Source organism: Dyadobacter arcticus (assembly GCF_011762185.1).
GTDB lineage: Bacteria > Bacteroidota > Bacteroidia > Cytophagales > Spirosomataceae > Dyadobacter > Dyadobacter arcticus.
The window spans coordinates 915813-929954 of record NZ_JAASQJ010000002.1 but is presented as its reverse complement, the minus strand read 5'-3'; the positions used below and the strand labels follow the sequence as shown (position 1 = coordinate 929954).

The following is a 14142-nucleotide window of genomic DNA, read 5'->3' as shown; positions in this document are numbered from 1 at the left end:
AGGAACCGCCCAATGAGGAAATGCGACAGACATTTAAAATGTACTTCCATTTATCTCTATCAAAAAATTTCTTTGCCAATTGTGACCGATTGAAGCTTTACACGTCTAAGTAAAAGCAGGTTAAAATTTTTCTGGTATTCAACAGTCAAAAACACATTATGAGCTTAAAATTTTTTACAATTCTCCTATTCTGCCACACATCAATCAAACTTTTCGGTCAGATAGAAATCAAGTTTCCGCCTGTCAGAATGGTTTATCAGCGGAACACATCGGGCAATGCTACGGTCTTTATAACTGGTACTTATGTCGCATCGATTGATCATGTACAGGCCCGCCTAAAAACCAGGGTGGGTGAGCCGGGTAGCCAGGTCAGCTGGACGCCAATTGCCGGTAATGTCGACGGACACGTCTTTGGAGGCTCACTTACGGCAAGTGGTGGCCGTTACGACCTTGAAGTCCGTGGGATGAAAAATGGACAGCAAGTGGGAAATAGTGTAACGGTTGAGAAAGTTGGGGTAGGCGAAGTTTTTTTGATTGTTGGACATTCCAATGCTGACGCAGCCAACAGTGCCATGGTCGGGGCCAATAATGATATGGTTAACTCTATCAATATTAGGAGCGACTGGCCCTTGCACGAAACATACCTGACCACAGGAAGTCCGAATGATCTGCAACCTTTGCAGCCATCCCAATTATGTCAGACCTGCGGGATTGGGCCAATGGCCGGATATCCCTGGTTGTGGTCAAGATTGGGCGATTTGCTGACTAGTCAGTCAGGCCTCAATGTTCCAGTTCTGTTTTACAGCGCTGCATTCGGCGGAAGCAATATGGAACAAACCTATCAGGCAGCCTACGACATTCCTTTTGCTCACGGCTTTATCAATTATTCAATCAGAATGCCTTATGTGAACATCAGGAATACATTGAGTAAGTACGCGCCGCAGACCGGCCTGAGAGCTATTTTGTCAATGCATGGAGTAAATGATCAGAATACGGACGGCGAAGGTTTCAAATTCAGGAGTCTGAAAGTGATAGAAAAAACCAGAGAAGAGTCACAGTATCAGCAACTTCCATGGATGGTCGCTACTTCATGTTACAACCACAACGGGGTCAATCAGTCCATCACAGCTGGTCAGGAATCGTTGATCGCAACAGTACCATACGTCTTTCGAGGGGCAAATTTGAATTCAATAGGCGACGATGGAAGATATGATCAGCTGCATTTTAACGAATTCGGTCAGAGTGAAGCTGCGAGATTGTGGAAAGAAGCCATCATGGATCCTGTCGTCAACGTTTTACAAAATGCCCAACCATTAATGGCAAAGGCTCCCTCGCTTCCAGGACCCCCGCTTCCGGTTACATTGGTTAATTTTAATGGGAAGAATACCGAAGATGGTCACAATCAGCTACGATGGACGACATCCGACGAAAGCAATAATGATTATTTCGAGATCCAGAAGAGTTCCGACGCTGTTGTATTTAAGCCGATCGGGACAGTTATTGGTTGGGGAAATAGCAAGGAAAACCATTCATACAGTTTTTCTGACGAATCAATAAGTAAAAATTTGACCTATTATCGCCTGAACCAGGTCGATTTTGACGGCACTGCTACATTGTCCAGGATCATAGCGATCCGTAACCAAAATGAAAATGCAGATGACTTTGTGTTCCCTAATCCGACTATCCATTCCATTGAAGTAGCGACGGATAATGGGGCGGTTGTAGAAGACATGACTTTATTTGATCTGGCAGGCCATGCGATTTTGCAAAAATCTAAATCCAGTCAAATGGATATTTCTACATTAAACCGTGGGGATTATATGATCGAAATCAAACTGAGTTCCGGTGAGGCGATCAGAAAGAAAATAGTTAAGATGTAGTTTTAGGAAGCGTTCGGCGCTTAACTTTACCATCAATGTAGTTCAATAAGGTTACCACTTCTGGTAACCTTTATTTTTAAATATGGATAAAACCCTGGTTATAAATCATCTCAAAACTTTGCTGAACGATCGCATGCAAGTGGCTTGGACGGCCATGGAGGCAGCGCAGGAATCCGCGAATGAGCAAGGAAAAAGTTCAATGGGGGATAAGTACGAAACGTCGCGGTCCATGGGCCAGCTGGACAGGAATATGCACGCACGCCAATTTGAACAGACCAGGCAAGAGCGATTAATTTTAGAGAGGATTAATGTCAATGAGGTAACACAGCGGGTTGCAGTCGGTTCGCTGCTGGACACAACGGGTGGCTGGTTTTTTATCGCGGTAAGTTTGGGAGCCGTAAAAATAGAAGATGAGACCGTATTAGCGGTCTCATCTTCATCCCCGGTTGGAGCATCTTTATTGGGTAAACAAACGGGAAGTAAATTTGATTTTATGAACAAGCAGCATGAGATCCGCGCTATCTGGTAGCCGGTTAACTCATGTTGTGAAAAACGCGCTGAACATCGTCGTCCTCTTCGATCTTTTCAACCAGTTTTTCAACTTCTGCCGCCTCTTCTTCGCTTAATGTTTTAGTATCATTCGGAATGCGCTCGAAATCAGCTTCTACAATCTCATATCCGTTTTCTTCAAGGTAGTGTTGCAGCGCACCAAATGCTGAAAATTCGCCGTACACATTAATTAAGCCTGATTCTTCGTCCAGAAAAACCTCCTCACCACCGACATCGATTAGCTCAAATTCAAGTTCTTCCAGGTCTTTTGCGTTATTTTTAAGCTTGAAAATACATTTCCTGTCAAAAATGAAATCCAGCATCCCCATTGTACCCAGGCTGCCGCCCAGCTTATTGAAATAACTCCTGACATTGGCAACGGTGCGTGTTGGGTTATCGGTTGTGCTTTCCACGAGGATAGCAACCCCGTGCGGCCCGTAACCTTCGTATACCATTTCCTTATAATCTTCCTGATCTTTAGAAGTAGCCCTTTTGATTGCCCGCTCTACCGTTTCCTTCGGCATGTTTGCCGCCCTTGCATTTTGAAGAAGCACCCTAAGCCGTGCATTGGTATTGGGATCTGCCGTTCCGCCTTTTACAGCCAGGACTATATCCTTTCCAATTCTGGTGAACGTTTTGGCCATTTTATCCCAGCGCTTAAACATTCTGGCCTTCCTATATTCATAAGCCCTGCCCATACTTATTGTAGGTTATTGTTAAGATTTTAAAATGAATACCTTGTGATTTTACTTTCCGAGCAGCAAATTTATAAAAGACCACCAAAATCAGGCAAAAATAAATTTTTCAAGAATTTTATAACAAAAATGGAATACAAGCTGGACTGGCATTTTCAGACATTTGACGAACTCACCAATGAAGAACTCTATCAATTGCTGCGTTTGAGAAGTGAGGTTTTTGTGCTTGAACAAAAATGCTGCTTTCTCGACCTGGACAATAAAGACCAGAAATGCCACCATTTGTCTGGATACCTGAACGGAATTTTAATGGCACACTCGCGCATCGTACCTGCAGGGCTTTCATACGAATATCCGTCGTTAGGCAGGATTGCGGTATCCGGGTTGGGACGCGGTTCAGGATATGGCATTGAACTCATGAATGTTTCTATCGCAAAGCTTGAAATGCTTTATGGTAAAAGCGTTATTCGGATCGGGGCGCAATTGTATCTGAGGAATTTTTACGAGTCATTTCATTTCAAACAATCAAGTGATGTGTATCTGGAAGATGATATTGAGCATATCGAAATGACTAGGGAAGCTTTATAAAAGTTGCGTTGTATTGTGGGGAATGAATTCCCAAATATGGTGTATTTGTAAACAGGCCGAAAAACATAATTTATTCAAATAGATGTTGATCCAAGCTGTATCTGGAAAATTCAAAGAAAAACGTAGTATTTAAACTACATTTTTGTGAAAAAAATTTGATATAAATTGTTCTCTTAAAGATTATGTAATAATTTGGCACAGAATTTTAGTTATTAGTATTCAGTCAAGCAAATTGTTGATGTGGAACTGACGCCCTGTCAGACGCCCAATAACATTTTTGACGAACACTGATAGAGGAGGGTTTACGTGGAATGGCCTACTGTAATGCGGTAGGCCATTTTTTTGTGCCTTTTGGATTGGTTTGGATGACTATATCGTGTTCATTTGTAAACATTTAGAACACAGCATTCATATTACATGACCAAAGTTACCGAGTTCATCAGCCAAGCCGCAGGCAAGACCCTATTCTCGATTGAAATTATCCCACCATTAAAAGGCCAGAATATCAACGAGCTATTGAACTCTATCGAACCATTGATGGAGTTCAAACCACCGTTTGTTGATGTGACTTATCATAGGGAAGAACTGATTGATCGAGTTGGCGCTGACGGCAATATCGAGCGGATCCCGATCCGGAAGAGACCCGGTACAGTCGGAATTTGTGCCAGGTTGATGGAGCGTTTTCACGTGGACGCTGTTCCTCATGTGATTTGCGGAGGATTTACAAAGGATGAAACAGAAGATGTTTTGATTGATCTCCATTATCTGGGGATCGATAATGTGCTGGTGCTTCGCGGTGACCCCGAAAAGTCTGCGGGTATTTTCAAATCCAAATCCGGAGGCCATACTTATGCATCTGAGCTAGTTGAACAGGTAAGTGCAATGAACAATGGCGTTCTGCTCAATGCTGAGACGGAAATGTTTCCTACTAATTTTTGCATCGGTGTAGCAGGTTATCCTGAAAAGCATTTTGATGCAACCAGTTTTGACACCGATTACACGCATTTGCGGCGGAAGGTGGAATTGGGAGCTAATTACATTGTTACCCAAATGTTTTTCGATAATGAAAAATACTTCCGATTTGTCGACAGATGCAGGGCAGAAGGAATCAATGTTCCGATCATTCCTGGGTTAAAACCTTTGTCGACCCGGAAGCAATTGTCCGTTCTGGCCCAAATCTTTCACCTTGAATTTCCGCAGGAGCTGGTTAAGGAAGTCGAAAAGTGTGCGTCGGACAAAGAGGTGAGGCAGGTCGGAATAGAGTGGGGCATTCAGCAATGCAAAGAATTAATGGCTTATGGCGTACCCGTGCTGCATTTTTATACAATGGGCAAATCGGATAATGTTGCCCAGATCGCAAGACAGGTTTTTTAGGAAATCAGGAGGGTCTACTCATAACAGACAGCTGTACCATTGGCACTGACCATCAGCATGGTACCTCCGATGGTTTCCATATCTATATCAACCCCAATCACCGCATTGGCGCCCAAACGTTGCGCCTGGTCCATCATTTCGCGGATGGCAATACTCTTGGCCTCCCGAAGTGCCTGTTCATAAGCGCCTGAACGTCCTCCTACCACATCCCTGATTCCGGACAGGAAATCCTTCACGATATTCGCGCCGATTATTGCTTCACCATTGACCAATCCGATGTACTTAATGATTTTTTTGCCTTCAATATTGGGGGTGGTAGTAACAAGCATATGTGTCAGGTTTGGATAAGTATGATTTGTGGATGAATTTAGTTCATTTTGAAAATGCGGAACTTAAAATAATGGTTTAGCGGCAAAGAAGCATAAAAAGCCGGTAATTTTCCCGTATGACGGACGGCATTTTCAAAAAGCAGTCCATGTAAGGCCGCTTGATTGCCCGGAAAGGGTCAATAATCGTTAGCTTTGTTTTTTGACAAATTCACAATAAAAATCAGTAATGGAACAGTCGGTTGAAACAATTAACAGCATTATCCGCAGCAGACGCAGTATTTTCCCACCCAGCTATATTCAGAAAGAGATTCCAAATGAGGTGATTAGCAATATTCTGGGAAACGCCAACTATGCGCCAAGCCATAAATTAACAGAGCCGTGGCGGTTCATTGTTTTTAAAGGTGAAAGCCTGAAACACCTTGCCGGCTTTTTCTCCGAACGGTACCGCACCACAACTCCGCCGGAATCTTATTCCCAAGCCAGGTATGATGCCGCTGGCGAAAAAGTGCTCAAATCCAATTGCGTTATAATTATCAATGTCGAACTTCATCCCGATAAACTTCCGGAATGGGAGGAAACAGCCTCGGTAGCTTGCGCAGTGCAAAATATGTGGCTTACAGCCACTGCCTACGGTATCGGTTCCTATTGGAGCAGTCCGGGCGTGTTGAAAGAGCTGGGCACATTCCTTGAACTCGATGAATCACAGAAATGCCTGGGGCTATTCTTCATGGGTTATCACGATGCCCCGGAAGCTCCTGCCCGCCGGACCCCAATCGAAAACAAAGTTACCTGGGCGGAATAATGGCAAGAAAAGAAACGACCCTGCGCGCCAGTTCATTATCCAAGTCATTTGGAGCAACGACAGTTCTCTCTGACATTCATTTGCAATTAAACGCCGGTGAATGGCTGGGGATTCTGGGGGAGAGCGGTTCGGGGAAAAGTACCATGTTACGCATTTTGGGCAGGTTCCTGGATGCAGATCAGGGGAAAGTTTTTTTTAAAGAAGTGGAATTGAAGCCGGTTAGCGGTGAACTGATCCCGGGTCATGAATCCATCCGGCTCATTCATCAGGAATTTGAGCTTTTTCCCAATCAGACCGTTCAGGAAAATATAGCTTATTCCCTAAGGTTTTTTGAAGTCGGATATCGTTCTGAGAAAGTTGCTGAGCTGTTGGAAACTGCCGGACTGGGCTATGTAAAAAATCAGAAGGCTAAATTGTTATCAGGAGGAGAGAAGCAGCGAACAGCAATAGCTAAGGCGCTTGCCGAGCAGCCCGACGTGTTACTATTGGACGAGCCATTTGCGCATCTCGACAATCACAACCGTCGTGTTTTAGGCGACGCGATCGAAACCCTTCGGAAGCAGCAAAAAATGAGCTGTATTTTCGTAACCCATGAAGCGGCGGATGCATTAGCATGGTCGGACCGGATTGCGGTATTACGCCATGGCAAAATTATTCAGATCGGTACGCCGCAAGAAGTTTATAATCAGCCATTTGACAGCTATGTTGCTGAGTTAACCGGAGATATCAATTGGGTGGAAGGTGGAAAAGACAAAAAGTCTTGTTTTATCCGGCCTGAAAAAATAAAGCCGACGAAAAACCCAGAAAAAAGTAAATGGCAGGGCAATGTTCAGGCTATTCGATTTCACGGCAACCATTGGGAAATACGCTGCTCGGACGGGAAAACGAAATTGTCTTTTTACCGCAATAAAACGGATCTGCAGGTAGGACAGCAGGTAATGCTGACCTATGCGGCCAAAGATCTGCGAATCATATAGTTTCTACAAATTAAACCAGAAGGATATCTTCACCGCAAATGGCGTCACATTTGGGTTTTTTAGGTAGGTCAACCGATGGACAAAGTCAATTCGACCGGCTTTAAAAATATTGTCAATTCCATACCCCAATTCCAGGTAAGGCCTGTCTTTCAGCTTACTAAATGTCTGGATTTCGTTCCCCGATTCGTCGGTCGTTGTGGTAAGCGAAACGTTAGCATCGCTTGTGCTGCCATAAAAGACACGTCCGGTTGCCAGCATTCTTAACTTCAACTTCTTGATTGCCGGAATGCGGTTGAGCAGGATACCTTCAAAATTGTGCTCCAATCGCAGCGCAATATACCGGTCGCTGATGAACTCGAAGTAACGCATCAGGTTGTACGCATTTTCGACATAAAACAGTGATTCATTACCCAGAGGCGTATAGAGCAACGGATAGGGTAGCGTGGATGGAATATATCCAAACGTGACATTATAGTAAGTCCGGCCGATAGCACCAGCGCGAAAGCTATGCTTAACGTTAAATGAGACCTTATTATAATTAAAGTCACCACCCAGGAAATTGCGGATTCCTAATGTATACCGAAGCGTAAATACGGGCGAATTGCCATTGCCCATGCTGATCCGCTCATTATCATTTTGTAAAAACGTTTCCTTATTGGCCAGGCGGGTTTCGAGGTTGATTTCCGTAATGTCGAAAGAACTTCTCAGCGGAGACTCAATTCCGGCTTCGGGATTAGTGCGGTATGCAAACGGAAATAACGGTTCAAAACCACGGTGCTTGAGCTGAATGCTGCCGGTAAAGCCCTTTACCAGCTCCCTTTTCACATATGCGGACACATCTTCTTGCCAATAGGGCCTCCGAAAGGCTCCAAATCTTGAAAAGGCACCAAAAATCGTGTTAGGCCCTATCGTTTCTGCCGTAACGCCAAGTCTTTCCAGGTCTCTGGAATAGGAAATCCCAGCGAGCGTCCAGGGTTTGCGGTCAATGATATAGTCCATCCCTGCGCCGTATTTAAATGCCTGATCCTTTGTACCATATGCCCCATACCCGCTAAAAATCCATTTTCTGCTGAATCCCGGATCAGTCCTGAAACCCAGCCTGAACCGGTGGCCCTCGGTCGCGTTATTGGCATATAAAAATAGGTAAGGGCCAATGTCAATGTTCCACTTATCAATTTTTTTGTAGCCGTTAACCAGTATGTTGAGGATCTCGGTATAAGTCTTTACGACCGGCAGAACGTTCAGGGAGTCAACCAATTGAAAGCTCAATTTTTCAGTAGCGCTAAGTGTTTCAGGTCGGTTTTTGATCCAGAATGTAGAATCGGAATCTTTATAATCTTCCTTCAGTTCAATGGCGGTATCGTAAAACTTGCTTTCATGCGGTGCATTGATCTTGTATTTTGAATTGGAAGAATAAAATTTGAGCAGCATTCCGGCCGTATGCTTGGTAGGCTCATCTACATCAATCAACACCCTGGTTTTAAGCGGTATCCAGGTTTTTTCATCTTCAAATAATTCGTAGGATTGCTGGATCTTAATCTTCTCAATAAAGTTGAGATTAGCGCTTCTCCCTACGCTGGCATCCATCTGTGTTAGCGCATAAGTATTTCCATCCACCCAGAATGAACCGGTAAATGCAAGGTCCTGTTCTTGTCTTGGCTCAAAATCGATATGATAGTCATAATTGGTACCATTGGAAACGCTGTCGGAAATATAATAGTCATAATACAGTTTCCAGCTGTCCGATATGGGAGATACGAAGTCTTTGGATAAGAGATTCAGCCAGTTGTTATAAAAATTATACTGCTGAAAAGACGACCCGATCACCTGTGAAACCAGGCTGCCATCGGTAAGCCCCACACCTGAAATTTTGGTTTTGTTAATAATCTCCTTCTTCTTCTTTGGGTTTTTTCGATAAAAGACATTGGAGACGGACTCGGAAATAAAGATCGGAATGATCGTTTCCCCATTTTCCCCTTTGACCTCATCAAATTTATCGACAATGTGAGTCATTTTCTTGATCGACTTCCGGTTCCTGAATTTATCGGAAAAGTTGTCAATGTCGATCTGGATCTTGTTATAGCTTTCATATTCGTAAGCATCCAGGTCTTCTGCATTATTGATTTTTTTATTCGCAACAATTTTCCGGATGATGGCAAAGGCCGGGTTTTCGCCCGCAAATATCTTCACTTCCTTCAATTGAAATGCGCCGGGAAGCAATTGAATATCAATAACTTGATTAACCTGGCCTGGAATGATGGCTTTACTTCGGCTTTCATATCCAACATAGGTGATCTGAACAGAATCTGCAGGTGGAGTATAATTCAATTGATAAAAGCCGTCAAAATTGGTGGTTGTTCCAAATGTGGTGGCCTTAATACCAATGTTGGCAAATGGGATCGGATCGCCCGTGCTGGCGTCGGTAATTCTTCCCTTAATAATGTAGTTTGTCTGGGCCTTTGCGACGAAAGAGAAGATGAATGCAATTAAAAATAAGGAAAGTCTTATCGGTGTTAAGCCAAACTTATTTAAGTGGTGTTTCAATATAGATCTCTGGCCATTCTTATTTCTCATTTTTTTCGTATCTCCTTATTAGAAGTCACATCTGCTGAGGGACGAAGGACATGAACATCCAATACCGCCTTGGGACGGGCCAGATATTCACGGACCAATGTTCGGAGGGAATAACCATCCGGAACATCCTGCGCCGCAAACGATATTGCCTGAATGCCTTCATTATGAGCAATATATAGTGCTCTTGCATTGTGAAAGTTTTGTGATATAATCGTAAAATTATCCTGATTAAAAACCTCTTTGCACCTGATAATGGAATCAAAAGTCCTGAAACCGGCGAAATCCAGTGTCATAACATTTTCCGGGATTCCCAGGTTAAGTAATGCCCGCTGCATGTCAAGAGGCTCATTATAATATTGTGAATCGTTGTTTCCGCTCAAGATAATGTATTTGATCTTTCCTTCCTTAAAAAGCCGGGCAGTAGCCTCCATTCTGTATTTAAAAAATAGATTTTCCTTTCCTTTCTCAGAACTTCTGCTCGTACCGAGTACAAGCGCAACATCATTTGAAGGCAAATTGTTTATAGAAAAGTAATTGTATTGCCTGGTACAGTACACAACCCAAAGGTTGCAGAGCAAGATAAAAACCAGGCAGAGAAACAGTAAGGCTAATATGATTTTGATCAATTTTTTCACCTGCATCCCGGATATTGCCTTTCAAATTTACCAGTTTACTGCCCTTTCCTGTTTCTTCGCACTTCATGATCTCTTGTTTTTAGACCATACGCAATTTCGGACACCTTCTGTTGCTTGTATGTGACTATTATGCTTTTTAAAATGATCATTCAAAAAGTCCTAGCTGGCTTTTAGGCGAATCCGGCCCTTTTTTACCATCTTTTTTAGGTTTAGAACCATTTGCCTGCTCATCTTCATCGGGATTCGGTTCTGCTTTTCCTTCCGCTGTTTCATCCGGAATTAAGGTAACAGTATTTTCGGGTAAAACGTCCGCCATAGCTTGATCCAACGGTTCAGTATTTTCCTCATCCTCTTCCTCGGTGTCCTCATAGAGTTGTGAAGCCTCTGTCACAGGATCTGGTATTGGGGCCAGCCAGCGCATTTCCTTGAATTTATCAGTCGGCAGCTTACTTCCCATTGCGCGCCAACCACGGATCTCCACCATTTCTTCAATTACATAGGTTACGGCGGTTTGTTCTTTTTGGGCTGTTTTTGGAAAAGTTATTTCCACTTGTGGACGCTTATCTGTGCTGGCAAGGACAAGTTTACTGCTTTTGGAATCGCTGATAAATACGAATTTCTTATCCAGCGAAGAAGTTTCAATGTTGAAACGCTTGATAAAATGCTGCTTCTGAACTCCATCAAGGTAAACTGCGGTAATGATAATTGCAGGATCAAATTTCTTGACGAGCAGCACTTCATTGGGAACGTAATGATTGGTCAGATCAAAATTCGTCAGTTCATAACTACCTTCCTTATAAATGACCAGAATGCTATCCGAAGGACCAAAATTTCCCAGATATTCTCCTCTTTCATCTCGGTTAAGCCTGCCGATCGTTGGGTTAAACCACATATCCACACCGCCCAATGTCGAGCGCCCTGCCTGTTTCATTGTAATTTTCCTGATGGGATATTTCGTCAGGATATTACCCATTGCGCTCCGGTTTTTGATCAGTAAATCAGCGAAATTGAAGTCGAACTGTTTTACTTTGGCTTTGCTTTGGGATGTCAAACTAACAGTAATCAGTTCAGCCTCACCATTTTCGTTTGGAGTGAAGTAGGTGATTTTAGATTTTGGAGTTCCCTGGGTCAGATCATATTCCCGGTCGCGCGTTACCGCGGTTATCTGACACCTTTTAATGTACGACACGCCGGTTTTGCCATCCAGATAAACGAGGTTATAAACCTTGCGTTCGTCATTTTTTAGAAAAACCGAACAGTGAATAATGTCCTTTCCAACAAATACCTTTTCCTGTACCTTGGTAACCAGACACTTGCCATCACCTTTAAAAACAATCACATCGTCAATGTCTGAGCAATCCATCACATATTCATCCTTTTTTAGACCGTAACCAATAAAACCTTCGGAACGGTTGACATATAATTTCTGATTATTGGCAGCAACGATATTGGCAGAAATCTGGTTAAATGCCCTTATTTCCGTTTTCCGACCTCTTCCTTTTCCATATTTTTTGAGCAGATCTTTGTAGTAATCGATTGCAAAACGGGTAATGTTGGCCAGGTTATCATCGGTTTCTGCCAATTCCTCCTCCCATTTACGCATCAGCTCATCCGCCTTGAAGCCGTCGTATTTCGATATCCGTTTGATCCTGATCTCGGTTAATTCAACGATGTCGTCATCATTGATTTCCCTGTAAAACTGCGCTTTGAAAGGTTCAAGCCCTTTGTCAATGGTCCTGATTACGGCTTCGAAAGTTTCACATTCTTCAATGTCTCGGTAGATGCGGTTTTCGATGAATATCTTTTCCAGTGAGCCATAAAGGATTTTCTCCAACAGCGCAAGCCTTTTGATTTCCAGCTCCCGGTTCAGCAGATGGACGGTCTGCTGAGTATTGTATTTTAAAATTTCCGTCACCCCAACGAAATGAGGTTTGTCGGCGATGATAATACAAGCATTGGGCGATATGGATACCTCACATTCAGTAAAAGCATACAGTGCGTCCATCGTTATATCCGGCGAAACGCCAGGCGCAAGATGCACCTGTATCTCCACTTCGGCAGCAGTATTGTCAACTACCTTTTTGACCTTGATTTTCCCCCCATCATTGGCTTTAACAATAGAGTCGATCAGGGAAGTGGTCGTTGTCCCGAACGGTATGTCGCGGATCACGAGCATTTTTTTGTCTTCCTCTTCAATTCTGGCCCGCACGCGGACTTTCCCGCCCCGGTGGCCGTCATTATAATTGGAAACATCTACTTGACCGCCCATGAGGAAATCGGGGTAGATGATCACATCTTTTCCTTGCAGGATGCTGATTGAGCCTTCGATCAGCTCGCAAAAATTGTGTGGTAATATTTTGGTAGATAATCCAACGGCAATCCCTTCGACGCCAAGGGATAGTAATAATGGAAATTTAACCGGAAGTGTGACGGGCTCGCGTTTACGTCCATCGTAGGATAGCTGCCACTCGGTAGTATTGTCATTGAAGACAATTTCTTTCGAAAACCGGGATAACCTTACTTCAATATATCGGGCGGCAGCGGCACTATCGCCTGTGCGGATATCGCCCCAGTTTCCCTGGGTATCAAACAGCAATTCTTTCTGACCAATGTTGACAATCGCATCGTAGATAGAGGCGTCGCCATGCGGGTGGTACTGCATCGACGAGCCGACAACATTCGCCACTTTGTTGAACCGGCCATCATCCATTTCATTGAGCGCATGCATAATGCGCCGCTGGACAGGTTTAAGGCCATCTTCAATGGCAGGAACAGCACGTTCCAGAATTACATAAGAAGCATAATCAAGAAACCAATTTTCATACAAACCCGAAATGGGCAATTTATCGTGCAATCCGCTATCTTCTACGTCAGGCGTAGCTCCGTTTTCGTCCATAAATGAAGGAGGAACCAGGGTTTAAATATTCAATAAAGTTAAGGCATCCATCTCGCCGTTTCGCGGAAGAACTGTTCCGTTCGAGGGAACGGACAGGGCGAAAATGATCGGAAGACGTGTTTGATTTACGTGCTAATATAGCAATTAAAGCAATACTTTTTAATTTTCCGAATCGGGTACAGGCGCGTTCAGAACGGTCAGAAGCTCGCTGATCATCATGGCAGTAGCCCCCCATATTTTGTATCCCTGAACCATGTAATGAGGCGCATGCACCTGTTCACCACGCACTTGAATGTCGCTTGAACCAATGATGTCCACATCCGATATTTCTTCCAGTTTGATTTCAAAAATATCTTCGACTTCACGGGGATCCGGATAGAAATCCGGCCGATAGGGCATGGAGGCTATGACGGGCAAAACGTAAAAATTACTCGCTGGAATGAAGAGTTCTGTCAGGACTCCGAGTATCCTGACATCATTCAACCGCAGACCAATTTCCTCCTGGGCTTCCCTCAATGCAGTTCGGATCAGATCCTTGTCGCTTAGTTCATAGCGGCCTCCCGGAAAAGCAACTTGTCCGGAATGTACACCGTCATATGCTGGACGAAGGATGAGAGGAAAATAGATATCTTCGTTATGGGGATAAAATAAAATCAATACTGCGCTCTTGCGGGTCCTTGCATTAGGTTTGAATGTTAGCCGCAATCTTGTTGCCGCCTGCATGACCCGGTGCGCTGATTCACCGGGAAGGGGGAATTTGAGTTTTTTTGCTATATGTTCACTAAAAGTGGAGAAAGATTCCAGTAAGGCCATGAAGGCTTATAATTTGAACGAGTTTGAGGT

The 14142-nt window shown here is 43.8% G+C and carries 12 protein-coding genes; 6 read left to right on the top strand and 6 right to left on the bottom strand.

The window, feature by feature from the left end; genetic code table 11:
* Nucleotides 1–158: 158 nt before the first annotated feature.
* Together FHS68_RS11740 and FHS68_RS11735 are read left to right on the top strand one after the other, a co-directional pair.
* Nucleotides 159–1880 carry a T9SS type A sorting domain-containing protein gene (locus tag FHS68_RS11740; protein WP_167270180.1) on the top strand — a complete coding sequence of 574 codons (1722 nt, stop codon included), beginning with the start codon at nt 159–161 and terminating at the stop codon, nt 1878–1880.
* Between the two features lie 82 nt (nt 1881–1962).
* Entirely contained in the window at nt 1963–2409 is a 447-nt protein-coding gene (locus tag FHS68_RS11735; protein ID WP_167270178.1) for a transcription elongation factor, read from the top strand.
* A gap of 4 nt (nt 2410–2413) precedes the next feature.
* On the opposite strand, the gene FHS68_RS11730 is transcribed toward FHS68_RS11735, so the two are convergent.
* A complete protein-coding gene (locus FHS68_RS11730; RefSeq protein ID WP_167270176.1) occupies nt 2414–3127 on the bottom strand; it encodes a YebC/PmpR family DNA-binding transcriptional regulator in 714 nt (237 codons plus the stop codon).
* A 126-nt stretch (nt 3128–3253) separates the two neighbouring features.
* Between FHS68_RS11730 and FHS68_RS11725 the strand changes: the two genes are divergently transcribed.
* Nucleotides 3254–3712 carry a GNAT family N-acetyltransferase gene (locus FHS68_RS11725; RefSeq protein ID WP_167270174.1) on the top strand — a complete coding sequence of 153 codons (459 nt, stop codon included), beginning with the start codon at nt 3254–3256 and terminating at the stop codon, nt 3710–3712.
* 417 nt (nt 3713–4129) lie between these two features.
* Nucleotides 4130–5086, top strand: a complete 957-nt coding sequence (gene metF, locus FHS68_RS11720) for a methylenetetrahydrofolate reductase [NAD(P)H] (protein WP_167270172.1) — start codon at nt 4130–4132, stop codon at nt 5084–5086.
* Nucleotides 5087–5100: 14 nt separating this feature from the next.
* Here the strand turns inward: metF and FHS68_RS11715 are convergent, their stop codons facing one another.
* On the bottom strand, nt 5101–5415 hold the full coding sequence (locus tag FHS68_RS11715) for a YbjQ family protein (RefSeq protein ID WP_167270170.1): 315 nt from the start codon (nt 5413–5415) through the stop codon (nt 5101–5103).
* A gap of 226 nt (nt 5416–5641) precedes the next feature.
* Between FHS68_RS11715 and FHS68_RS11710 the strand changes: the two genes are divergently transcribed.
* Both FHS68_RS11710 and FHS68_RS11705 read left to right on the top strand, forming a co-directional pair.
* On the top strand, nt 5642–6217 hold the full coding sequence (locus FHS68_RS11710) for a nitroreductase family protein (RefSeq protein ID WP_167270168.1): 576 nt from the start codon (nt 5642–5644) through the stop codon (nt 6215–6217).
* Nucleotides 6217–7194, top strand: coding sequence for an ABC transporter ATP-binding protein (locus FHS68_RS11705; RefSeq protein ID WP_167270166.1), 978 nt, complete (start codon nt 6217–6219; stop codon nt 7192–7194). The genes FHS68_RS11710 and FHS68_RS11705 overlap by 1 nt, the downstream gene beginning before the upstream one ends.
* 3 nt (nt 7195–7197) lie before the next feature.
* Here the strand turns inward: FHS68_RS11705 and FHS68_RS11700 are convergent, their stop codons facing one another.
* The 4 genes from FHS68_RS11700 to FHS68_RS11685 form a co-directional block, all read right to left on the bottom strand.
* Complete coding sequence (locus tag FHS68_RS11700; protein ID WP_167270164.1) at nt 7198–9768, bottom strand: DUF5686 and carboxypeptidase-like regulatory domain-containing protein; 2571 nt, start codon at nt 9766–9768, stop codon at nt 7198–7200.
* Nucleotides 9765–10409 carry a SanA/YdcF family protein gene (locus FHS68_RS11695; RefSeq protein WP_229211859.1) on the bottom strand — a complete coding sequence of 215 codons (645 nt, stop codon included), beginning with the start codon at nt 10407–10409 and terminating at the stop codon, nt 9765–9767. The genes FHS68_RS11700 and FHS68_RS11695 overlap by 4 nt, the downstream gene beginning before the upstream one ends.
* Nucleotides 10410–10548: 139 nt before the next feature.
* Entirely contained in the window at nt 10549–13299 is a 2751-nt protein-coding gene (locus tag FHS68_RS11690; protein ID WP_167270162.1) for a DNA gyrase/topoisomerase IV subunit A, read from the bottom strand.
* A 159-nt stretch (nt 13300–13458) separates the two neighbouring features.
* Nucleotides 13459–14112: an NUDIX hydrolase gene (locus FHS68_RS11685; RefSeq protein WP_167270160.1), complete on the bottom strand. Its 654-nt coding sequence runs from the start codon at nt 14110–14112 to the stop codon at nt 13459–13461.
* Nucleotides 14113–14142: the final 30 nt, after the last annotated feature.